The following is a 20,920-nucleotide window of genomic DNA, read 5'->3' as shown; positions in this document are numbered from 1 at the left end:
CGTACGCCTTTTACTGGTGCCTGTTATGGACTTCTTAAGCACACAAAATATTCTGGTGCACATACCTCTGGGTGCAGGCGGTTACGACTTGTCATGGATTGAAGCCATTGGCACCCTGGCTGGCCTGGTGTGTATCTGGCTTGCCAGCCTGGAAAAAGTCATTAACTATCCTTTCGGATTAATCAACGTCACGCTGTTTGCGGTGATCTTTTTTCAAATCCAGCTCTACGCCAGCCTGCTGCTACAGCTGTTCTTCTTCGTTGCCAACGTTTATGGCTGGTATGCCTGGAGTCGGCAGACGTCAGATAACCAGGCGGCATTGAAAATTCGCTGGCTGCCGCTGCCTAAGGCGCTGATATGGGGTGCGGTCTGTGTCATCGCTATCGGTATGATGACGAAGTACATCGATCCGGTATTTGCCGTGCTGACGCGCGCAGCGGTAAGTCTGATGAACGGTTTAGGGCTGGAAGTGGCAATGCCGCAACTGCAGCCCGATGCCTTCCCGTTCTGGGATTCTTGCATGATGATTCTGTCGATTGTGGCAATGGTCCTGATGACGCGAAAATACGTTGAGAATTGGCTACTGTGGGTGATTATCAACGTGATTAGCGTGCTGATATTTGCCCGACAGGGGGTTTATGCGATGTCGCTGGAGTACATTATCCTGACGCTGATTGCTTTGAACGGTTCGCGAATGTGGATTAAAAGCGCGCGCGAGCATGGCTCACACGCGCTGTCAAATCAGTGAGGATGGCTATGTCCTGCGTGACGATGGTGATGCCTGGCGGCTGAATCATTATTCAGGCCCAGCTCGCAATCATGACCGGCGCACGGTTGATATTCCATCTGCACCGTAGCGTGGACAATCTGGTAGTGCTGGTGCAGGTAGTGATGAATACGCTGCAACAGCGCATCGTGGTCGTAGGGAGGGATGACCTGCACATGCAGCGTTAAGACGGGTTTCTCACCGACCTGCCACAAATGAACGTGGTGAACGTTGCGCACTTCAGGAAGGTTTAGCGTCAGGTCGCGCGCGAGTTTATTGGCATCCAGCGAACGTGGCGCGCCTTCCAGCAGTTCATGCAGGCTTTCACGCAGCAATGCCCACGCGCTGCGCAAGACCAGCAACGACACCACCAGAGATAATATCGGGTCGATCGGCATCCAGCCGGTCAGCATAATAACCACTGCGGCAACAATAGCACCAACCGAACCCAGTAAATCTCCCATTACGTGCAGCGCCGCGGCGCGAACGTTTAAATTTTTTTCTTCACTGCCGTGATGAAGCAACCAGAACGACAACATATTGGCAAATAACCCTGCGATAGCAGTGCCGAGCATTAAACCGCCGGCCACGGGCTGCGGTTGATAAAAACGCCGTATCGCTTCCCAAACGATTAACGCCGTAATCACTAACAGCGTAATGGCATTAACGAAGGCGGCCAGTGTGGTGAGGCGCAGAAGGCCAAAGGTGTGCCGCTCATTGGGTTTACGTTGTGAGAATTGCACCGCCAGCAGCGCCATTAACAGCGCGGCGGCATCCGTTAACATGTGTCCGGCATCAGCCAGCAGTGCCAGCGAGCCAGAAAGCCAGCCGCCGATAACTTCGGCGAGCATAAACACGGCGGTAACAGCAAAGGCCGCAGCAAGGCGCTTGCGATTGCTGTTCTGCCCGCTATGTGAGTGGGTATGAGCCATAAGAATCCAGTTTTTTCAGCAACCTGTTAGTTAATGATACCAGCAAATTCCATTCATCAGTCACGTCCTGATGCTGTTTTGCCCTTTCAGACAGTTGCTGGCTTAGCGTTACGCCTTCGCTTAACCCAATCAGCAGCCAGCTTCCTTTCATCCGGTGTGCAGCTTCTGCCAGCCGTGTCCAGTTGGCGGTTTCCTTCGCCGTTTTCATCTGTGCCAGGTCAGATTCTAACGTTTCACGTAGCGTGCGACTTAAGCGCAGCAGAAATTGCTCGTTCTGCTGTGCCAGCTACCACAGGTTATCATCCAGAGCCTGTAACAGATCATGCTATAACCGTTGCAGTAGCGCGGCTATGTCCCGCAGTAAAACCGGTTTAGTCAGCATCTGTTCATTCTCCTGCAGCGTCACGCTAAGCCGTTGCGAATTGGCTGAGCACAGTATGCGCAGCGGCTGACGGTTGCGTTGGCGATCACGACGACGCAGCAGGCGGAGCAACTGCATACCATTCGGACGTGGCATCATCTGGTCAATAAACAGCAAATCATACGGCTGTTGTGCGTCGGCCCGCAACAAAGCGCGCCCCTGTTCATAGCCATCCGCCTGAATAGCAAAACGTGCCAGCTGCTGCTGCATCACCAGCAGATTAGCAGGATGATCATCAACGACAGCTACACGCAAATGTGGATAAAGCGGGAGTACATTTTCATCGCTTATTTCGGGCGTATCGCAAAGCATCAACGGCAGCGTAACGATGACCCGTGTCCCCGCGTCGGGCCGGGAGTTAATCCTGATTTCGCCCCCCATACGTGACACGATTTCACGACAGATGAAAAGCCCCAGCCCGCTCCCCTGAACCGATACGGATTGCCCGGATGGCGCCTGATACCACGGATCGAACAACTTTTGTTGCTCATCCAGTGGAATACCGCTGCCGCTGTCGCTTACCGTAAGAATGAGATGACTTTCAGCGGCCAGCGTCAGGAAAATCTCGCCGTGTCGAGAGAATTTCAGCGCATCCATCATCAGGTTATTCACCACTTGCTGTAAACGATCGGCATCAATCAATACCGTCTGCGGCAATGGCGTTAGCGCCTGAAAAGTTACTGTTGGCCCGTCCTGGCGCATCAGGGATGATAATAGTGCTGCAGCTGCGCCAGTCATTGTGCGAACGCCAGTTGACGTGGCGCAAGGGCAAAACTGTTACTCTCAATACGCGCATGATTCTATAGATCATTTAATAATGTCATGAGTGAATGCGCGCTGCTGTGTAATAAAGCCAGACTGGCGCTCGGATGTTGCTGCTTTTCTAACTCCAGCAGGCCAATAATCGCCTGCATCGGCGTGCATAGCTCATGACTGACGGTAGCTAAAAACTGGCTTTTCATTGTGTTAGCGCGCTCGGCCTGCTCACGCTGCTGACGTTCGCGGCGCTGCTGCCAGTAACGTCGGGCAAGCAACAGCAGCAAAACGATAATTGCCACGCCTGCACCTATCTGCACCATCAGGGGCAGCGAACGCATCGCCATCACGCTACCCGGCTGCGGTGGCATCGACCAGCGGTCACGCATCTGGCTTTGCGTATCGGCAGGGATTTGCTGCAGCGCGCGATCAAGCAACGAATGCAAAAGGGGCTGATTCGGCGCTACACCTAACGCTATCGGCCAGGCAATATCGCTGGCAGCAAAGGCAAGATGTATTCTGCTGTCGTTGCGGCTGGCAATACGCCAGCGCGCCGACAGCACGTTATCGACTAAAGCATCAATCTGTCCATGGGTCAGCGCGTCATACAAACGGGTGCGATCGGCAAAGGTTTGCGCCTGTAAATCGGCGGTCAGAAACTGCGAAGCCAAATCGACTTGTAATATGCCAATGCGTTTGTCGCGCAGATCGCTCCAGTGAACGAGCGGGGCGTGACTGGTGGTGTAAATTGCTCATAAGGCGCGCCAAACCGGCAGGCTGACGTTTGGCATCGCTGTGCCGGTCAATGGCTGCATCAGTTGCAGCATTACCTGATGTTGCGCCAGCATATTTGCCGCCTGCTGCGGATTATTCACCCAGCGTGGTGCAAAATGCAGGCCCGCGCTTTGTGCCACCGCTTTTAACAGGTCGATGCCGTAACCGCGCGCGGTACCGCTGCTGTCGCGATAACTCCACGGATAATTATCGCGTTCGGCAGCGTAATAAATGACGGGATGCGCGCTTATCCAGTGACAGCTCCGCTGTGCTAAGCATCAAGGTTTGTGTGTCCTGATAACGCGGTAATGGGGTGCGCCAGCGGCTTTGTAGTGAGCTCAACAATTCGGCTGGCAACTGACGTAAGCTCTGACTAAGCCAGCGTATAAGAGCCGGATCGCGGGCAAATGCGCGTAGGTTAAGCTGACCGGTTTCGATGACCGAAGCAATTTGATAAATCTGACCCTGCTGAAGCTGGCTGAGCAGAAAACCGGCACTGGTTTCATCCGCCACCACGTAATCGTTTTGCTGATTAAGCAGGGTATACAAGGCCTGGAGATCGCTGCTGTAGTTACGCCAGTGATGCGCAAGAGCCAGCGTACCCGAGCGTTGACTGGCTGATGGCGAGCTGGGCATTTTGACTGTTGAACATTACTGCACGCCGGTTTTGTTGATTACGATAAATACGTAGCGGACTGCTAAACCAGCTATCGCTATTCAAAGTATCAGGCGGCACCCAGTGCTTGCGCACTGCGCACATAGTGGCTGGTTTGCTGACCAGAATAGATGAGTACCGGGCAATCCGGCAGACCTATATCCAGCACAATAATGTCGAGGGGATGCAGTAATAGCGGACGTGCGGCTTTTTCACTGCTGGCGGCTAATAAACGGATAGGATGGGAGCATTATTTAACGCAGCTTCCGGCGCCACTCCTACCAGAGGATGATCGTCAATCAGAAGTAAAGAAGCCATGAGAAAGTCCCTGTTAATTTCACAGGTTCAGCATAGCGGAAGAAATGAGGAGATAATATAAAGGAGAGCCTTTGCTCTCCTTTAATAAACGCTTACTGTGTGGTGCCGTCGGTTTTGGTATTAACCTCGCCGCCACCTTTTTTAGTCTCAACTTTTTTGTTGATATTGGGACATTTGCCGTCTTTGCACTGGCTATTCTGGTCTATTTCATCAGCGGACATATTCTTGCCGCTGCTACCGCCTGTGGCCGCAGAATGACTATTCACACCAGAATTGTTGATTTTACTGTTATCAACCTTGTTTGGTGGCAGATTTTCTTTTGCACCACCTGCCGCTGCGCCAGCGTCAGCAGCCTGATTTGCGGTACCGTTGTTGCTGCTGCTGTCTGCCGCCATTGCCGCACCGCTGCCCAGGGTCATCGCTGCCGTCAAAAAGATAATTGCAAACTTATTCATCATTATGCTCCTGTTAATTAATGACAGTTGCTTGTCTCATATCCAGTAGTGCAGATTGAGAAGAAAAGTCGCTCGGGCGAAATATAATTCCGCCGTTTGGCTTAACAGCAAATATTAATTGTGCAAGCAGCCAGTTCCTCAGTGCTTACAGGTAAAAAGCTTAGAACCTATCCCAAAAGGAATTGTCAGATCGTAAATAATGGCAATTTTTGAGGGCGAAGTATGGCGGGCAACAAGTGGCAGATCAGCGATGAACTCTGGGAGAAAATGGCTCCACTTCTCCCGGAACATAAAACCCACCATCCGCTGGGCACGCATCGTAGACGTGTTGATAATCGTGCCGCAATGAACGCCATTTTCTTTGTGCTCAGAACCGGTTGCCAATGGAATGCCCTGAATGCCACGGATATTTGCTCATCCAGCTCAGCCCACCGCCGCTTTCAGGAATGGCGGGATGCTGGAGTATTTGAACGCTTCTGGCAAAACGGGCTGCTTGCCTGCGAGAAGCGGGATGCCATTGACTGGTCATGGTTGTCGATGGATGGCTGCATGACAAAATCGCCCCTTGCAGGCTCAAAAAAACAGGTCGCAACCCGACTGACAGGGGGAAGCAGGGAGTAAAGCGGAGCCTGATGACCGACGGGAACGGGCTTCCGCTCTCGCTGGCTGTCGCAGGGGCAAATACCCACGACATAAAACTGGTTGAAGATACGCTGGACGCGCTACAGACCGGCAGGCCGGGTCGCAGGCTGCATCTGTGTATGGACAAAGGCTATGAGGCTGAATGGGTGGAAATTTGTTTGAAAGCTCGTCGTTATGAACCTCATATCCAGTCGGGGAAAGAGGAGTCTGAGGCAATTAAAAACAGCGAGTTCAGGGCTCATCGTTGGGTTGTGGAAAGAACGCATAGCTGGATGAATCGCTTTCGCCGCATACTGACGCGATGGGAGAAGAAAGTCGAAAACTACGAGGCGATGCTGCATTTTGCTTGCAGCATCATTGTCTGGAATAAAATCCTTTTGGGATAGGTTCTTAGTTGATAAGCTGATAAATGCAAATTTCATGCGCACATTTTAAACCGATTGGGAATTTACACCCCCAGCACAACGGGCTACATTGTTCGGGTTGTGCCCGGCGCGCGCTGGGCCAGAAATAATATGGAATCAGTATGAATTACCAGAACGATGATTTACGCATCAAAGAAATTAAAGAGCTGTTACCCCCTGTTGCGCTGCTTGAAAAATTCCCCGCGAGCGATAACGCCGCTCAGACCGTGTCTCAGGCACGTCAGGCGATTCACCGGATCCTGCAAGGCCAGGATGATCGCCTGCTGGTGGTGATTGGCCCATGCTCAATTCACGACACCGAAGCCGCAAAAGAGTACGCCACCCGCCTGCTGACGTTGCGCAATGAGCTGCAAGGCGAGCTGGAAGTGGTAATGCGAGTTTATTTTGAAAAACCGCGTACCACGGTAGGCTGGAAAGGGCTAATTAATGACCCGTATATGGACGGCAGCTTTCAACTCAATGATGGCCTGCGTATGGCGCGAAAGCTGCTGCTGGACATCAATGACAGCGGTTTGCCGGCGGCGGGTGAATTCCTTGATATGATCACGCCCCAATATGTCGCTGATCTGATGAGCTGGGGCGCGATTGGCGCGCGTACCACTGAGTCACAGGTTCACCGCGAGCTGGCTTCAGGGCTGTCTTGCCCGGTTGGTTTCAAGAACGGGACCGATGGCACTATCAAAGTAGCAATCGACGCCATTAACGCCGCAGGTTCTCCTCACTGTTTCCTGTCGGTGACCAAATATGGCCACTCCGCCATTGTTGAAACCAGCGGCAATGGCGACTGCCATATTATTTTGCGTGGCGGTAAAGAGCCAAATTACAGCACAGACCATGTTCGCGCAGTTAAAGCGGGGCTGGAAAAAGCCGGTTTGCCGCAGCAGGTCATGATCGATTTTAGCCACGCTAACAGCAGCAAGCAGTATCAAAAGCAGATGCTGGTGGCGGAGGATGTGTCGCAGCAGATTATCGCGGGCGAGAAGGGCATTATTGGCGTGATGATTGAAAGTCATCTGGTGGAAGGTAACCAGAGCCTGGAAAACGGTGAGCCGCTGATCTACGGCAAAAGCGTGACCGACGCCTGCATTGGTTGGGATGACACCGATAAAGTGCTGCGCCAGTTAGCAGCCGCGGTAAAACAGCGCCGCGGTTAACGCTTCGCAGCGCTAAGACTAAAAAGGCCAGACTCGCGTCTGGCCTTTTGCATTGCAGCGTTAGCTTATTTTGCTTTACCCTGGTTTGCCACGGCGGCTGCTTTCGCAGCGATTTCGTCAGCATCGCCCAGATAGTAATGCTTCAGCGGTTTGAAGTTTTCATCGAACTCATACACCAATGGCACGCCAGTTGGGATGTTCAGTTCCAGGATCGCTTCTTCGCTCATGTTATCAAGATATTTTACCAGGGCACGCAGTGAGTTACCGTGTGCAGCGATAATCACTTTCTCACCGCTTTTCAGGCGCGGCAGAATGCTTTCGTTCCAGTAAGGAATAACGCGATCGATAGTCAGCGCCAGGCTTTCGGTGGTTGGCAGCTGTTCAGCGGTCAAAGAGGCGTAACGCGGATCGTGTCCTGGGAAGCGCTCATCGCTGCGATCCAGCTCTGGCGGGGTCACTGCGAAGCCGCGACGCCATTGTTTAACCTGCTCGTCACCATATTTCGCAGCGGTCTCGGCTTTATCCAGACCCTGCAGCGCACCGTAGTGACGCTCATTCAGGCGCCAGGATTTTTCAACCGGCAGCCAGGCCTGATCCAGCTCATCAAGAACATTCCACAGCGTATGGATAGCGCGTTTCAGCACAGAGGTGTAAGCGAAATCAAAGACGAAACCTTCTTTCTTCAGCAGCTGACCGGCTGCTTTGGCTTCAGTGCGACCTTTGTCAGAAAGATCGACATCATACCATCCGGTAAAGCGGTTTTCGTTGTTCCACTGGCTTTCGCCGTGTCGCACCAGAACCAGCTTAGTTACGGCCATAGCTTAACTCCTTAATACTTAATGTTTCTATGATAATGGAAACCTGCTGCTGCCAGCCCGACGAGCGGCGCATTGATAACGCCATACCATAACGGAAAACAGCGCACCGCGTAAGCCTGTGTGTTACGCATTGCGCGTTTTCCAGGCGGTAACTCAGCGTGGCGTAAAGCGGTAACGTGTTACCGACTCCCAGCATTCACCCGGTTGCAGCCAGCAATCAGCTTGCGGCCATTCAGGATGATTAGGTGAATCCGGCAAAAATTCACTTTCCAACGCAATGCCCTGGAAAGCAGTATAGCTTTCCTGCTCGCGGGCGCGGGTGCCGTCGAGGTAGTTGCCAGAGTAAAGCTGCAAGGCTGGCGCAGATGTCGTCACGCTGAGTTGCAGCTTGCCATCTGCTGACCATAATTCAGCAGCAGGCTGACTGGCGTCACCGGCGCTATTGAGCAAAAAGGCGTGGTCATAGCCTTTCACCGCTTTTTGGTCGTCATCCGCGAGGAAATCCTGGGCCACGGTTTTAGCCTGACGGAAATCGAAGCTGGTGCCCGCTACCGCTTTCAGTGGCGCATCAGGGATACCCGCGCTGTCAACCGGCAAGTAACGATCGGCGTGCAACTGTAAGACATGCTGGCGTGCGTCACCATGTTGTGCATCAAGATTAAAGTAAGCGTGATTGGTCAGATTGACCGGACAGGCTTTATCGCAGCGTGCTTCATAGCGGATCGACAAACAGTTATCGTCATCAAGCTGAAAGCGTACATCGGCAATCAGATTGCCGGGAAAGCCCTGATCGCCCTCTGGCGAATCCAGGCGGTAATGCACTTCGCTGTCAGACTGGCTGACAATTTGCCAGCGGCGTTTATCAAAGCCTTCCGGGCCGCCGTGAAGCTGGTTTTCCCCCTGATTCGCGGCCAGCTGGCAATCCAGCTTCTTCAGTCTGGCCTGCGCGATGCGGTTAGCATATCGGCCCACCGTCGCGCCGAGATAGGCGTCCTGATGCAGATAGTCGGATGGTGTGGCGCAGCCAAGCAGGGTTTCACGCACGCTGCCGTCATGCATCGGCACGCGAGCCGACAGCCAGGTTGCTCCCCAGTCCATAAAGGTGGCGATCATGCCATTGGCGTTGCGTAAAACGGTAATGCGCCACGGCTGACCATCTGGCGCATGCGAATTTATATCATTCAGCATTGGCCGGCTCCTTCTGTGGATTTACAGACATAAAAGGTCTCTTTGATGCCGGTTTTCGCTTCGTACTGTTTTTCTACGGCGGCTTTAACCTGATCGACCAGGTCGAGAGGCATTAACGCCACGACGCAACCACCGAAGCCACCGCCAGTCATACGCACGCCACCGCGATCGCCAATCTTGGCTTTCACGATTTCCACCAGCGTATCAATGGGCGGCACGGTGATTTCAAAATCATCACGCATTGATGCGTGTGATTCGGCCATCAGCTCACCCATGCGTTTCAAATCCCCATTGCTCAGCGCGTCAGCGGCTTCTAATGTGCGGGCGTTTTCAGTCAGGATGTGACGAACGCGCCTGGCGACTTGCGGATCCAGTTTGGCTTCGGCTGCTTCAAATTGCGTCAGATCAACATCACGCAGTGCTGGCTTCTCAAAGAAGCGCGCACCTGTTTCACACTGTTGACGACGCGTATTATATTCGCTCCCGACCAGGTTGCGGCGGAAGTTAGAATTGATGATCACCACGGCGACATCCTTTGGCATAGAAACCGGACGCGTACCCAGCGTGCGGCAGTCAAGCAGCATGGCATGATCTTTCTGGCCCAGGGCGGAAATCAGTTGATCCATGATGCCACAATTACAGCCGACGAACTGGTTCTCTGCCTCCTGGCCATTTACCGCAATTGCCGCGCCATCCAGCGGCAGGGAATACAGTTGCTGCAATACGGTGCCAACCGCCACTTCCAGCGATGCCGAGGAGCTCAATCCCGCGCCCTGCGGCACATTGCCGCTGATCACCATATCGACTCCGCCAAAATCCGCATGGCGTTTTTGCAGGTGTTTCACCACGCCGCGCACATAGTTCGCCCACATGGGCTCTTCCGTGCGGACAATGGGCTCATCCAGCGAAAAACTGTCTTGCGCGTTGTCGTAGTCCACTGCAATTACGCGTACCTGACGATCGTCACGTCGGGCACAGGCGATGACTGTTTGATAATTAATGGCGCAGGGCAGCACAAAACCGTCGTTGTAGTCGGTGTGTTCACCAATCAGATTCACGCGACCCGGTGCCTGAATAGTATGTGTCGGCGCATAGCCGTAAACATCCGAAAAAACCTGATGGGTGATAGTTTTTAAGCTCATTATTGTGCCTCACGGAAATGAACGTCGCTAACAGAACGCAGCCGCTCAGCAGCCTGCTCAGCCGTTAGATCGCGTTGGGTTTCGGCCAGCATTTCATATCCGACCATAAATTTACGCACCGTTGCAGAACGCAGCAGCGGCGGATAGAAGTGGGCATGCAGCTGCCAGTGCTCATTGGTATCACCATTGAACGGCGCGCCGTGCCAGCCCATGGAATAGGGGAAAGAACACTGAAACAGGTTGTCATAACGGCTGGTGAGCTGCTTCAGCGCCAGCGCCAGATCTTTACGCTGCGCCTCATTCAAATCGGTCAGACGCTTCACATGCGCTTTCGGTAGCAGCAGCGTTTCAAATGGCCAGGCCGCCCACCAGGGAACGACAGCCAGCCAGTGATCGGTTTCAACGACCTTGCGGCTGCCATCTTTCAGTTCACGAGCGGTATAATCCAACAGCATTGGCGAGCCGTTTTTGGCGAAATAGGCACGCTGATGATCATCTTCACGTTGCGCTTCATTAGGCAGAAAGCTGTTGGCCCATACCTGCCCATGAGGATGAGGATTGGAGCAGCCCATTGCCGCACCTTTGTTTTCAAAAACCTGCACCCAGGGATAATGCTGGCCGAGATCGGCCGTTTGCGCCTGCCAGGTACGCACCACCTGTTCCAGCGCGTTGAGCGTCATCTCCGGCAACGTTTTACTGTGATCAGGCGAAAAGCAGATAACACGGCTAGTGCCGCGCGCGCTTTCGCAGCGCATCAGGATGTCATCGCTGGGCGGCGCATCCGGCGTGTCGGTCATCAATGCGGCAAAGTCGTTCGTGAAAACATACGTGCCGGTGTAGTCCGGATTCTTATCACCTGTGACGCGTGTATTACCCGCACACAAAAAGCAATCGGGATCGTGTGCGGGAAGCGTATGGGCCGCAGGGGTTTCTTGTGCACCTTGCCACGGACGTTTAGCACGATGAGGAGAAACCAAAATCCACTGATCGATCAGGGGATTATATCGGCGATGCGGGTGATCGACCGGGTTAAATTTTTCCATGTTTAATCCTGGTAAGCGTTAAAAGCCGGTTAGGCATCCATAAAAAGTAGCACATCAGCTAGCACGAAAGCGTGATCGAGCCTGGATAAATGGTATCGTTTACACAAGCTGACTATACTTATTTTTAGGCTTTATGTGATGAACGCGGGCTAAAAAAATTCTGACTAAATGGTAGCGGTTACACCATAAAATGAAAAGAACGCCGACAGGGCGGCGTTTAGAGAAGTTAACGCAGTGATTCCTGACGGTAATCGTAGCCGCCATCGCGAGCGACAAAGCTCAAACGGTGAGTGATACAGTGCGGCGCATCCTCGGCGTGATGCGAGACAAAGAGCAGCTGAGTGCGACCTTCACCAATTAATATGTCAACAAAACGGCGCACCAGCTGACGGTTGATGGGATCAAGCCCTTGCAGCGGTTCGTCAAGGATCAGCAGAGTGGGGTGTTTTACCAGCGCACGCGCAATCAGAACCAGACGCTGCTGGCCCCACGACAAGCTATGGAAAGGCGCATCGCCTTTGTCATGATCCATGCCCAGCAGCGCCAGCCATTGACGTGCCAGCGAAATCTGGCGATCTGAAGCCGCCTGATACAGGCCAATCGAATCAAAAAAGCCGGAGAGGATCACTGTGCGCACGTTCACGCTGACACGGTAATCCAGATGCAGGCTGCTACTGACGTAGCCGATATGCTGTTTAATGTCCCAGATGGTTTCCCCGCTGCCGCGACGAATACCAAACAGGGTTAAATCATTGCTGTAACCTTGCGGATGATCGCCAGTAACCAGGCTCAGCAGCGTTGATTTTCCGGCTCCGTTTGGTCCGGTAATTTGCCAGTGCTCACCTGCGCTGACCTGCCAGCTCAACCCATCAATCACGGGCTGATCGTTATAGGACACTACGCCGTTACGCAGGATCACGCGCGGTGCATCATCTGCCAGCGCTGGCAGATGATCGGGAACATCTGCTTCTGGTAATACCATGCCTTGTAGCTGTTCACTGTGGGCTAACTGTGCCACCAGCGCTTCAGCCAAAATAGATTTACGTGCGCCACTGTGGGTTAGCGTACATTCCGCTAATACGCCGACCTGCTGGATATAATCAGGGATGTCATCGAAGCGATTTAATACCAGCACTAATGTGAAGTCGGGCTGTTCCAGGCTTTGTAGCGTTTCGGTCAGACTGGCGCGGGAGGCGACATCCAGGCCGTCAAACGGCTCATCCAGAATCAGTAGGTCTGGCTGCTTCATCAGCGCCTGACACAGCAAAGTTTTGCGCGTTTCACCCGTGGAAAGATATTTGAAACGACGCGAGAGTAAATAGCTGATGCCAAACTGTTCTGCCAGTTGTGCGCAGCGCGACGCATCTTTCACTTCATCCTGAATAATTTCTGCAGCGGTACGGCCTGTATCATCTTCGCCTTCACTTAGCAAATCGGTGTTGTTACGCAGCCATTCATCGGAAACCAGCTTTTGCAGTTGTTCAAGAGAAAGGCGGGTCGGACGTTGGTAATGACTGCTAAAAGTGCCTGTTAATGGCACCAGTTCACCGGACAGCGCCCGTGCCAGCGATGACTTGCCGCTACCGTTGGAGCCAACAAAGGCCCAGCTTTCGCCGCTGTGCAGCTGTATATCGTTCAGGGACAGGGTTCGCGTGTCGCTAAGGCGAAACGTACCTTGCAAAATTTGCAATGAAGCCATGATATATTCCATTTTATGCATCAGTGTTACTGAGTTGTAACCACTGGCTGCGATGAAGTCAAATCACGACCTGTAAATCAAAGTAACGTAGCGACAATCGCATGCCTGGCATTGAAACTGGCGATCACAGTGTCATGTAGCTTTAGCTGCTTTACCTCGTCATTCGGCAACGTGGCGCACAGCGTTTCGCCGCTGGCTAAGGTCATCAAAATTTCGCTGACCTGCTCGCCGGGCTCAATGGCATTAATCTGCGCTGCCAGCTGGTTATCCTCCTTGCCCGGCTGGTAGTTCACCCGGATCCACGGCGCTTTGACCAGCACCAGCACTTCCTTGCCCGCCGTCAGTTGCAGGCGTTCTGCACTACGCTGGGTTAAGGCTACGTTCAGCCGGGTCTGGCCATCGGCCAGTAAAATAGTCAGATGTTGCACTATCGGTTGATCATCATTCGCGATAACCGTGCCAAATAATTGATTGCGCGCACTGGTTTGTAAGGAAAAACGGGCAATTGCCGCCAGCAGGCTGTCGAGCGGTAGAGAGTCTTGCTGCAAGGCATCAAGGGCTTTTTGCTGAATCTGCTCCAGCAACTGAAACAGCTGAATCAGTCGTTCGCCGTAACGCGTCAGATTCGCACCGCCACCGCCTTTACCGCCGGTGGCGCGCTCAACCAGCGTTTCGTCCGCCAGCAGGTTCATGTCATTAATGGCATCCCACGCGCTCTTATAGCTGATGCCTGCAAGCTTAGCGCCCTGGCTGATTGAACCGGTTTGCTGGATGCGTTTCAACAGCTCAATGCGGCGTGGATCGGCAAAAAGTTTCTGCTGTAAGCGGATATGAAGAGAAAGTTCGGCTTGCATGACAGCTCCGGCAAAAGATCAATTCAGGAAAACCCTGTGATGATAGCGGCGTTTTGTTGAAAAAGTAAAAGCACGAAAAGGGCTGCGCAAATTTTACCTGAACCGTTACAATCCCTTTTTTGTTCGCAAAGTGAGACGCTCCATGTTGGAATTGCTAAAAAGCCTCGCCGTGGCGGTAATTATGGTGCCCATCATAATGGCCCTGATGCTTGGCCTGATTTATGGCCTGGGCGAAGTGTTTAACGTCATCTCAAAATTTGGTCATCGCGAAAACGCTTCATCCCGCTCGCACAATTAATTTCCCACAACGCCCGTCATTGTTACGGGCGTTGATGCGCTCCTCTCTTCCTTTTCAGCCTTGTTGATTTTCACCCGATAATTTCATGACACTGCGGGAATTTGCGTTGTATTATCGCCTACACAACGAACTGCTGGAGAAGAACATGTCTGTATCATCAACCCGTTGGGGTTTGGCTGCTGTATTAAGCGTGTCGCTGGCTGGTCAGGCCGTGGCGGCAGAAAAAATTACCGTATTTGCAGCGGCGTCGCTGACGAATGCCTTACAGGATATTGCCACCCAGTATCAGAAAAAAAGCGGCGTCGAAGTGGTGTCTTCTTTTGCTTCTTCTTCCACGCTGGCACGCCAGATTGAGCAGGGCGCACCGGCCGACCTGTTTATTTCTGCCGATCAGCAATGGATGGATGATGCAGTCGCGAAAAAGAGCATGATCGACAACACGCGCTTCACGTTGTTAGGTAATGACCTGGTGCTGGTGGCGCCCCGCAGCGCATCGGCTAAAGCGGTAACCATCAACGAAAAAACCGACTGGAAAAGCCTGCTGAAAGGCGAGCGGCTGGCCGTGGGCGACCCGGATCACGTGCCAGCCGGTATTTACGCGAAAGAAGCGTTACAGAAATTAGGCGCATGGGAGACCGTATCGCCGGTCATGGCACGTGGCAATAACGTGCGCGCCGCGCTGGCGCTGGTTGAGCGTAACGAAACGCCGTATGGCATTGTTTATGGTTCGGACGCGGTAGCCAGCAATAAAGTGCAGGTCGTCGGAACTTTCCCTGAATCGAGCCATAAAGCAGTGGAATATCCAATGGCAATCGTTAAAGATCACGACGGTAGTGCCGTTACTGCTTTTTATAATTACTTAAAAGGGCCGGAAGCGGCTACCGTGTTTAAACATTACGGATTCACACCCAAGACATGATATTTAGCGATTTCGAATGGCAGGCGGTGATGCTCAGCCTGAAAGTGTCTGGCATTGCCGTGTTCTGCAGCCTGCCATTTGGCATCCTGATGGCCTGGATTCTGGTCCGTTGCCGGTTTCCGGGCAAAACCCTGCTTGATAGTTTCATTCACCTGCCATTGGTGCTGCCGCCAGTGGTTGTCGGTTATCTGCTGCTGATTGGTCTGGGACGGCGGGGGATAATCGGTGAAAAGCTGTATGACTGGTTTGGCTTTAGCTTCGCTTTTAGCTGGCGCGGCGCGGCGCTGGCGTCGGCGGTGATTGCGTTTCCGCTGATGGTGCGCGCGATTCGTCTGGCGCTGGAGGCCGTTGATACGCGACTGGAGCAAGCCGCCCGAACGTTAGGCGCGGGTCGCTGGCGGGTATTTTTCACCATCACGTTACCGCTGACTCTGCCGGGCATTATTGTTGGCACTGTACTGGCGTTTGCGCGTTCGCTCGGCGAATTTGGCGCAACCATCACCTTCGTTTCAAATATTCCCGGCGAGACGCGCACCATTCCGCTGGCGATGTATACCCTGATTGAAACTCCCGGTGCGGAAGGCGCAGCAGCGCGATTATGCGTGATTGCGATTGTGCTGGCGCTGGCGTCGTTAATGGTTTCGGAATGGCTGGCGCGCTGGGGCCGTAAGCGCATGGGGGCCTGATGCTGTCACTTAATTTTTCCCAGCAGTTGGGCGATCATCTTCTTGACGTCAGCGCGCAGATTCCGGCTAAAGGCATTACGGCGGTGTTCGGCGTATCGGGCGCAGGGAAAACCTCGCTCATTAATGCTATTGGTGGATTAACCCAGCCACAGCATGGATATATCCATCTTAACGATCGCGTGCTGGTTGATGTGGAAAAACGGATCGTGCTGCCGCCGGAAAAACGCCGCATTGGCTATGTCTTTCAGGATGCGCGCCTGTTTCCGCATTATCGCGTGCGCGGCAATCTGCAATATGGCATGGCTCCGAAGATGAAAGGGCAGTTTAACCACCTGGTTTCGCTGCTTGGTCTGGAAGCGCTACTGAATCGCTTTCCGGTATCGCTGTCTGGTGGCGAAAAACAACGCGTGGCGATTGGACGCGCTTTACTCACCGCGCCAGATATTTTGCTGATGGATGAGCCGCTGGCGTCGCTGGACCTGCCGCGTAAACGTGAGCTGATGCCTTACCTGCAAAAGCTGGCGAAGCAGGTCGAAATTCCACTGCTGTATGTGTCGCACAGCCTCGAAGAGATCCTGCAGTTAGCCGACAATGTGCTGGTGCTGGATAGCGGTAAAGTTAAAGCGTTTGGTCCGCTGGAGTGTGTCTGGAGCAGCAGCGCGATGCGTCCGTGGCTGCCGATAAGTGAACTGACCAGCGTGCTGCGCGTGCAGGTGCTGAAACAGCATCCGGATTATCCGATGACCGCGCTGTCGTTAGGCGATCAGCACATCTGGGTCAGCCGGATAAACCATCCCGTAAAAACACCACTACGTATTCGCATTGCCTCAGCGGATGTCTCGCTGGCGCTGCAACCACCACATAACACCTCGATCCGTAATATCTTGCCCGCACAGGTGGTGGAACTGATGGAAGTTGGCGAACAGGTAGAAGTGAAATTGCGTATCGGTATCAGCGAACTATGGGCGCGCATTTCGCCATGGGCGCGGGATGAACTGGGCATTCGGCCAGAACAATGGCTTTATGCCCAGATCAAAAGCGTCTCGATAACATCCTGATTACAGCACTTCTTTATAGATAGTATCGGCAATGCCGGTTTCGAGATTGGTGCCGATGACCTTTTTCGCCCGGAGCTGGATGGCTTCATCGGCATTGCCCATGGCTATTCCCAGACCAACGGATTCCAGCATGCTGAGATCATTGTAGTTATCACCAAACGCGATCACCTCGCTCATCTTCAGACCCTGCGATGCTACCCATTGTGCCAGCCGTTTGCCTTTGCTGTTACCGCCTCGCGCAATATCGACCTGATCGTGCCAGGACCATTCACATGCCAGCCCTAATTCTGCCTCCACTTTCTCTGCGAACAGCTCCAGCTCGGCGATATTTTCATGAGACAGCGCAAATTTCCAGATAGATTCAGCTTCACGCGCCGCTTGTGCCAGATCCGGCACCTGCTTAAATACCGGACGCTGGTGGGGCGGCAGCGATTCGGCCCAGTTTAAGGTGCGGGTAACATGGCCGGTTGGCGTTTGGTACAGCATCGCCTCATCGATATACAGCAGGCCGTGGATTCGCTGTTCATCCAGCATTTCAATGACGCGTAACGCCAGCTGTTTGTCCAGCGGATCGGCAGCTAATACTTTTTTATTTTGATAATCATACAGATAGGTTCCATTACAGCAGATTGCGGGTGTATCCAGCTCCAGTGCCTGGTAAAAAGGATGAATCGCACAGTGGTGGCGACCCGTAACAATGACGACCTTAATACCGGCTTCGCGCGCCCGCTTCAGCGCTTCGATGGACTGCGGCAGAATGGTTTTTGCTGGCGTTAATAGCGTGCCGTCGAGATCGAGGGCAATGACACGATAGCTCATTAATCCTTCCGTCTGTATCAGTTAGCGAGGCGTCAAGTCTACATTGCGGGCGGGGCAGAGACAAAAAACAAGGCACAAATGATTCCAGCGGCGGCACGGAAAACGCGCTAAAGTGATTTCCTGAAGTTAAGCAGGCAGCGTAAAAGGAGAATGCATGAAACAAGTTGTCTACACCGCCAGTCCAGAGAGTCAGCAGATTCACGTCTGGCAGTTGAATGAAGATGGCGCATTGACTCTGCTTCAGGTGACAGATGTCGCCGGTCAGGTTCAGCCGATGGTGGTGAGTCCGAAAAAAGATTTTCTCTATGTTGGCGTGCGGCCCAGTTTCCGCATTTTAGCCTTTCGTATTGCAGCCGACGGTACCCTGACCGAGGCGGGGCAGGCACCTTTGCCGGGCAGTCCGACACACCTCTCCACCGATCATGCCGGTAAGTTCCTGTTCTGCGGATCATATAATGACGAATGCGTTAGCGTCAGCCCGATCAGTGTCGATGGTTTACCACAGGCGCCTTCACAGGTCATTCACGGTCTGGCTGGATGTCATTCCGCTAATATTGATAACGCTAACCAGACGCTGTTTGTTCCTGCTCTGAAGCAGGATCGTATTTGCCTGTTCGAACTGAGCGCAGAAGGCCAGTTAACGCCGCGTAAGCAGGCGCAGGTCACGACGGTTGAAGGTGCCGGGCCGCGAGATATGGCGTTCCATCCGAACGGCAATTACGCCTATTGCGTGAACGAGCTGGACAGCACCGTGGATGTTTGGGCGCTCAGTAATGCCCAGGGTGAAGTGGCACGGGTACAAACGTTAGATTTGATGCCGCCAGGTTTTACCGGTACGCGCTGGGCTGCGGATATTCATCTTACGCCAAACGGGAAATTCCTGTACGCCTGCGATCGCACCAGTAGCACGCTGGCGGTATTCAGTGTCAGTGAAGATGGCGCATTGCTGGCGATAGAAGGTTTCCAGCCAACCGAAACGCAACCGCGCGGTTTTAACATTGATACCAGTGGCAAGTATCTGGTGGCGGCGGGGCAGAAATCCCATCATGTTGAGATTTACAGCATTACTGAGCCACAGGGTTTATTAAAACCATTAGGCCGTTACGCGGTAGGCCAGGGCCCGATGTGGGTAGTCATTCATCAGCTTGCAGCCTGATTCATTTCCCTCAACGCCCGCAATAGATGCGGGCGATATTTATCCTGTCGTCACGTCTTTTTTACAGCGTTAACAGACATGAAAAGGATTACGAATACATCGCAGTTAACGACGCGCTGGCCAGCACATGAAAACCCACCATTGCGCCACTTGCGCCTTCGTCTACGTCGATATTATCCACGTCTAACGCATGTACGCTGAAGATATAACGATGACTTTCGCCTTTCGGTGGCGCTGCGCCGCCATAGCTGGCCTGGCCGAAATCAGTACGCGTCTGAACGGCACCCGCAGGTAATGAAACTACGCCTGATCCCGCCCCTTGCGCTAGGGCGGTGGTACTGGCAGGGATATTCGCTACCACCCAATGCCACCAGCCGGAACCGGTCGGCGCGTCGGGATCGTAGCAGGTCACGACAAAACTTTTGGTGCCTTGCGGCGCGTTTTCCCAGGCAAGATGCGGCGACACATTCTCGCCTTGATAACCCATGCCATTAAACACATGCTTCTCAGGCAGTTTGTCGCCCTCGTTAAAGTCCTGACTATAAATTCGCATCACCTCTCCTTCTGTTGTCGTTAAACTCCCCCTCATCTTAGCGAAAAAGGGTGCCACTTCCAGTTGTTAGCTTAACTCACGAAGTAAAATGGGAAGGATGCTCAAGCGCCACGCCTATGGCCTGTATAAGCTTTTCCAGGGCTGCCGGGGCGATGATGTAAGGCGGCATCAGGTAAATCAATCGACCAAATGGCCGTATCCAGACACCCTGTGAAACAAAAAATTGCTGTAACGCCGCCATGTTGACCGGCTGATGGGTTTCTACCACGCCGATTGCGCCCAATACACGAACACTTTTCACCTGCGACGCCGCTTGCAATGGCAGTAATTGTTCACGCAGCTGATGCTCGATGCTGGCAACCTGCGCTGTCCATGCGCCCTCCTGCAACATGCGCAAGCTCTCCACGGCAACCGCACAGGCCAGCGGATTTCCCATAAAGGTTGGGCCATGCATAAAACAGCCTGCCGGACTACGGCTGATGGTATCGGCTACCTCGCGCGTGGTCAGGGCTGCGGCCAGCGTCATGGTGCCGCCGGTTAATGCTTTCCCGACACACAAAATATCAGGCTCAATGCCCGCATGCTGGCAGGCAAACAGCTTGCCGGTGCGACCAAAGCCGGTGGCAATTTCATCAGCTATCAGTAAAACGCCGTAGCGATCGCAATATTCACGTACGCGTTGTAAATAACGCGGGTGATAAAAACGCATTCCCCCCGCGCCTTGCACAACTGGCTCAAGAATAACGGCCGCTAGCTGTTGATGATGCTGCTTTATCAGGCGAGCAAAATCGTCGAAATCATGCGCATTCCATTCATCATCAAAACCACATTCTGGTGCCGCCGCAAAAACATGCTCGGGTAGATAGCCACGCCATAAGCTGTGCATCGAATTATCGGGGTCGCACACCGACATCGCAGCAAAAGTGTCACCGTGATAGCCACGCTTGAGGGTTAAAAATTTCTGGCGGGTTTCGCCGCGTCCTAACCAGTATTGCAGCGCCATTTTCATTGACACTTCTACTGAAACCGAACCGGAGTCGGCAAGGAAAACACATTCCAGCGCGGCGGGGGTCATTTCCACCAGCTTGCGACACAGCGCTACTGCTGAGGGATGGGTAAAGCCGCCAAACATCACGTGTGACATCTGCGTCATTTGCTGCTGTAACGCCTGGTTCAGACGGGGATGGTTGTAGCCATGAATGGCTGCCCACCAGGACGACATGCCGTCCACTAACTCGCGCCCATCAGCCAGCTGTAGCAGATACCCTTGCGCTGCCACCACCGGGTAACACGGCAGCGGATCCTGCATGGATGTGTAGGGATGCCAGATATGCTGGCGATCAAATTCGGCGTCGCTTTGAGTGAACATGGGTATTGTAAACCAAAAAT

At 53.3% G+C, this 20,920-nt stretch carries 18 protein-coding genes and 3 pseudogenes; 8 read left to right on the top strand and 13 right to left on the bottom strand.

What is annotated here, in order from left to right:
* Positions 1–25: 25 nt before the first annotated feature.
* Complete coding sequence (gene pnuC / locus H2P46_RS01565; RefSeq protein ID WP_193403479.1) at positions 26–748, top strand: nicotinamide riboside transporter PnuC; 723 nt, start codon at positions 26–28, stop codon at positions 746–748.
* On the opposite strand, the gene zitB is transcribed toward pnuC, so the two are convergent.
* The 4 genes and pseudogenes from zitB to H2P46_RS01545 all read right to left on the bottom strand — a co-directional run bounded on the left by zitB (position 742) and on the right by H2P46_RS01545 (position 5,080).
* Entirely contained in the window at positions 742–1,698 is a 957-nt protein-coding gene (gene zitB / locus H2P46_RS01560; protein ID WP_193403478.1) for a CDF family zinc transporter ZitB, read from the bottom strand. The two genes, pnuC and zitB, sit on opposite strands and share 7 nt — an antisense overlap.
* Positions 1,676–4,385: pseudogene (locus H2P46_RS01555) on the bottom strand (ATP-binding protein); the annotation flags it as partial. The pseudogene H2P46_RS01555 and the gene zitB, both read right to left, overlap by 23 nt.
* Positions 4,378–4,622, bottom strand: a pseudogene (locus H2P46_RS01550) (response regulator); the annotation flags it as partial. The pseudogenes H2P46_RS01555 and H2P46_RS01550, both read right to left, overlap by 8 nt.
* Before the next feature lie 92 nt (positions 4,623–4,714).
* Positions 4,715–5,080: a YbgS-like family protein gene (locus H2P46_RS01545; RefSeq protein WP_193403476.1), complete on the bottom strand. Its 366-nt coding sequence runs from the start codon at positions 5,078–5,080 to the stop codon at positions 4,715–4,717.
* A 219-nt stretch (positions 5,081–5,299) separates the two neighbouring features.
* On the opposite strand from H2P46_RS01545, the pseudogene H2P46_RS01540 reads away from it, so the two are divergent.
* Positions 5,300–6,105, top strand: a pseudogene (locus H2P46_RS01540) (IS5 family transposase).
* 140 nt (positions 6,106–6,245) lie between these two features.
* Complete coding sequence (aroG, locus tag H2P46_RS01535; protein ID WP_193403472.1) at positions 6,246–7,298, top strand: 3-deoxy-7-phosphoheptulonate synthase AroG; 1,053 nt, start codon at positions 6,246–6,248, stop codon at positions 7,296–7,298.
* 65 nt (positions 7,299–7,363) lie between these two features.
* Here aroG and gpmA read toward each other — a convergent pair whose 3' ends face one another.
* The 6 genes from gpmA to modE form a co-directional block, all read right to left on the bottom strand.
* A complete protein-coding gene (gene gpmA, locus H2P46_RS01530; protein ID WP_193403471.1) occupies positions 7,364–8,116 on the bottom strand; it encodes a 2,3-diphosphoglycerate-dependent phosphoglycerate mutase in 753 nt (250 codons plus the stop codon).
* A gap of 153 nt (positions 8,117–8,269) precedes the next feature.
* The gene (gene galM, locus H2P46_RS01525; protein ID WP_193403470.1) at positions 8,270–9,304 is read right to left on the bottom strand and encodes a galactose-1-epimerase; all 1,035 of its coding nucleotides are present in this window, start codon (positions 9,302–9,304) and stop codon (positions 8,270–8,272) included.
* On the bottom strand, positions 9,298–10,446 hold the full coding sequence (galK, locus tag H2P46_RS01520; RefSeq protein ID WP_193403469.1) for a galactokinase: 1,149 nt from the start codon (positions 10,444–10,446) through the stop codon (positions 9,298–9,300). Before galK ends, galM begins: the two co-directional genes overlap by 7 nt.
* Positions 10,446–11,489, bottom strand: coding sequence for a galactose-1-phosphate uridylyltransferase (gene galT / locus H2P46_RS01515; protein WP_193403468.1), 1,044 nt, complete (start codon positions 11,487–11,489; stop codon positions 10,446–10,448). Before galT ends, galK begins: the two co-directional genes overlap by 1 nt.
* A gap of 226 nt (positions 11,490–11,715) precedes the next feature.
* Positions 11,716–13,188 carry a molybdate ABC transporter ATP-binding protein ModF gene (gene modF / locus H2P46_RS01510; RefSeq protein WP_193403467.1) on the bottom strand — a complete coding sequence of 491 codons (1,473 nt, stop codon included), beginning with the start codon at positions 13,186–13,188 and terminating at the stop codon, positions 11,716–11,718.
* 77 nt (positions 13,189–13,265) lie between these two features.
* The gene (modE, locus tag H2P46_RS01505) at positions 13,266–14,042 is read right to left on the bottom strand and encodes a molybdenum-dependent transcriptional regulator (RefSeq protein ID WP_193403466.1); all 777 of its coding nucleotides are present in this window, start codon (positions 14,040–14,042) and stop codon (positions 13,266–13,268) included.
* A gap of 142 nt (positions 14,043–14,184) precedes the next feature.
* Here modE and H2P46_RS01500 point away from each other — a divergent pair, with 142 nt between their 5' ends.
* The 4 genes from H2P46_RS01500 to modC all read left to right on the top strand — a co-directional run bounded on the left by H2P46_RS01500 (position 14,185) and on the right by modC (position 17,003).
* The gene (locus H2P46_RS01500; protein WP_193403465.1) at positions 14,185–14,340 is read left to right on the top strand and encodes an AcrZ family multidrug efflux pump-associated protein; all 156 of its coding nucleotides are present in this window, start codon (positions 14,185–14,187) and stop codon (positions 14,338–14,340) included.
* Between the two features lie 145 nt (positions 14,341–14,485).
* Complete coding sequence (gene modA / locus H2P46_RS01495) at positions 14,486–15,259, top strand: molybdate ABC transporter substrate-binding protein (RefSeq protein WP_238938928.1); 774 nt, start codon at positions 14,486–14,488, stop codon at positions 15,257–15,259.
* A complete protein-coding gene (gene modB, locus H2P46_RS01490) occupies positions 15,256–15,945 on the top strand; it encodes a molybdate ABC transporter permease subunit (RefSeq protein WP_193403461.1) in 690 nt (229 codons plus the stop codon). Before modA ends, modB begins: the two co-directional genes overlap by 4 nt.
* Positions 15,945–17,003: a molybdenum ABC transporter ATP-binding protein ModC gene (gene modC / locus H2P46_RS01485; protein WP_193403459.1), complete on the top strand. Its 1,059-nt coding sequence runs from the start codon at positions 15,945–15,947 to the stop codon at positions 17,001–17,003. The genes modB and modC overlap by 1 nt, the downstream gene beginning before the upstream one ends.
* Here the strand turns inward: modC and H2P46_RS01480 are convergent, their stop codons facing one another.
* Complete coding sequence (locus H2P46_RS01480; RefSeq protein ID WP_193403457.1) at positions 17,004–17,822, bottom strand: pyridoxal phosphatase; 819 nt, start codon at positions 17,820–17,822, stop codon at positions 17,004–17,006. It abuts the gene before it with no gap.
* A 154-nt stretch (positions 17,823–17,976) separates the two neighbouring features.
* Between H2P46_RS01480 and pgl the strand changes: the two genes are divergently transcribed.
* Positions 17,977–18,978, top strand: coding sequence for a 6-phosphogluconolactonase (gene pgl, locus H2P46_RS01475; protein WP_193403455.1), 1,002 nt, complete (start codon positions 17,977–17,979; stop codon positions 18,976–18,978).
* Between the two features lie 88 nt (positions 18,979–19,066).
* Here pgl and H2P46_RS01470 read toward each other — a convergent pair whose 3' ends face one another.
* Together H2P46_RS01470 and bioA are read right to left on the bottom strand one after the other, a co-directional pair.
* Positions 19,067–19,531 carry a kinase inhibitor gene (locus H2P46_RS01470; RefSeq protein ID WP_193403453.1) on the bottom strand — a complete coding sequence of 155 codons (465 nt, stop codon included), beginning with the start codon at positions 19,529–19,531 and terminating at the stop codon, positions 19,067–19,069.
* Between the two features lie 76 nt (positions 19,532–19,607).
* Positions 19,608–20,900, bottom strand: a complete 1,293-nt coding sequence (gene bioA / locus H2P46_RS01465) for an adenosylmethionine--8-amino-7-oxononanoate transaminase (protein WP_193403451.1) — start codon at positions 20,898–20,900, stop codon at positions 19,608–19,610.
* Positions 20,901–20,920: the final 20 nt, after the last annotated feature.

The organism is Mixta mediterraneensis (assembly GCF_014946725.1).
GTDB classification, from domain to species: domain Bacteria; phylum Pseudomonadota; class Gammaproteobacteria; order Enterobacterales; family Enterobacteriaceae; genus Pantoea; species Pantoea mediterraneensis.
This window is presented reverse-complemented; position numbering and strand designations above follow the sequence as displayed.

Excerpts from the sequence above, each read along its gene's own strand:
- galK (WP_193403469.1), bottom strand. The coding sequence starts at position 10,446 with ATGAGCTTAAAAACTATCACCCATCAGGTTTTTTCGGATGTTTACGGC.
- modC (WP_193403459.1), top strand. The coding sequence starts at position 15,945 with ATGCTGTCACTTAATTTTTCCCAGCAGTTGGGCGATCATCTTCTTGAC.
- bioA (WP_193403451.1), bottom strand. The coding sequence starts at position 20,900 with ATGTTCACTCAAAGCGACGCCGAATTTGATCGCCAGCATATCTGGCAT.
- modB (WP_193403461.1), top strand. The coding sequence starts at position 15,256 with ATGATATTTAGCGATTTCGAATGGCAGGCGGTGATGCTCAGCCTGAAA.
- H2P46_RS01545 (WP_193403476.1), bottom strand. The coding sequence starts at position 5,080 with ATGATGAATAAGTTTGCAATTATCTTTTTGACGGCAGCGATGACCCTG.
- gpmA (WP_193403471.1), bottom strand. The coding sequence starts at position 8,116 with ATGGCCGTAACTAAGCTGGTTCTGGTGCGACACGGCGAAAGCCAGTGG.
- galM (WP_193403470.1), bottom strand. The coding sequence starts at position 9,304 with ATGCTGAATGATATAAATTCGCATGCGCCAGATGGTCAGCCGTGGCGC.
- H2P46_RS01480 (WP_193403457.1), bottom strand. The coding sequence starts at position 17,822 with ATGAGCTATCGTGTCATTGCCCTCGATCTCGACGGCACGCTATTAACG.
- galT (WP_193403468.1), bottom strand. The coding sequence starts at position 11,489 with ATGGAAAAATTTAACCCGGTCGATCACCCGCATCGCCGATATAATCCC.
- aroG (WP_193403472.1), top strand. The coding sequence starts at position 6,246 with ATGAATTACCAGAACGATGATTTACGCATCAAAGAAATTAAAGAGCTG.
- zitB (WP_193403478.1), bottom strand. The coding sequence starts at position 1,698 with ATGGCTCATACCCACTCACATAGCGGGCAGAACAGCAATCGCAAGCGC.
- H2P46_RS01470 (WP_193403453.1), bottom strand. The coding sequence starts at position 19,531 with ATGCGAATTTATAGTCAGGACTTTAACGAGGGCGACAAACTGCCTGAG.
- modA (WP_238938928.1), top strand. The coding sequence starts at position 14,486 with ATGTCTGTATCATCAACCCGTTGGGGTTTGGCTGCTGTATTAAGCGTG.
- H2P46_RS01500 (WP_193403465.1), top strand. The coding sequence starts at position 14,185 with ATGTTGGAATTGCTAAAAAGCCTCGCCGTGGCGGTAATTATGGTGCCC.
- pgl (WP_193403455.1), top strand. The coding sequence starts at position 17,977 with ATGAAACAAGTTGTCTACACCGCCAGTCCAGAGAGTCAGCAGATTCAC.
- pnuC (WP_193403479.1), top strand. The coding sequence starts at position 26 with ATGGACTTCTTAAGCACACAAAATATTCTGGTGCACATACCTCTGGGT.
- modE (WP_193403466.1), bottom strand. The coding sequence starts at position 14,042 with ATGCAAGCCGAACTTTCTCTTCATATCCGCTTACAGCAGAAACTTTTT.
- modF (WP_193403467.1), bottom strand. The coding sequence starts at position 13,188 with ATGGCTTCATTGCAAATTTTGCAAGGTACGTTTCGCCTTAGCGACACG.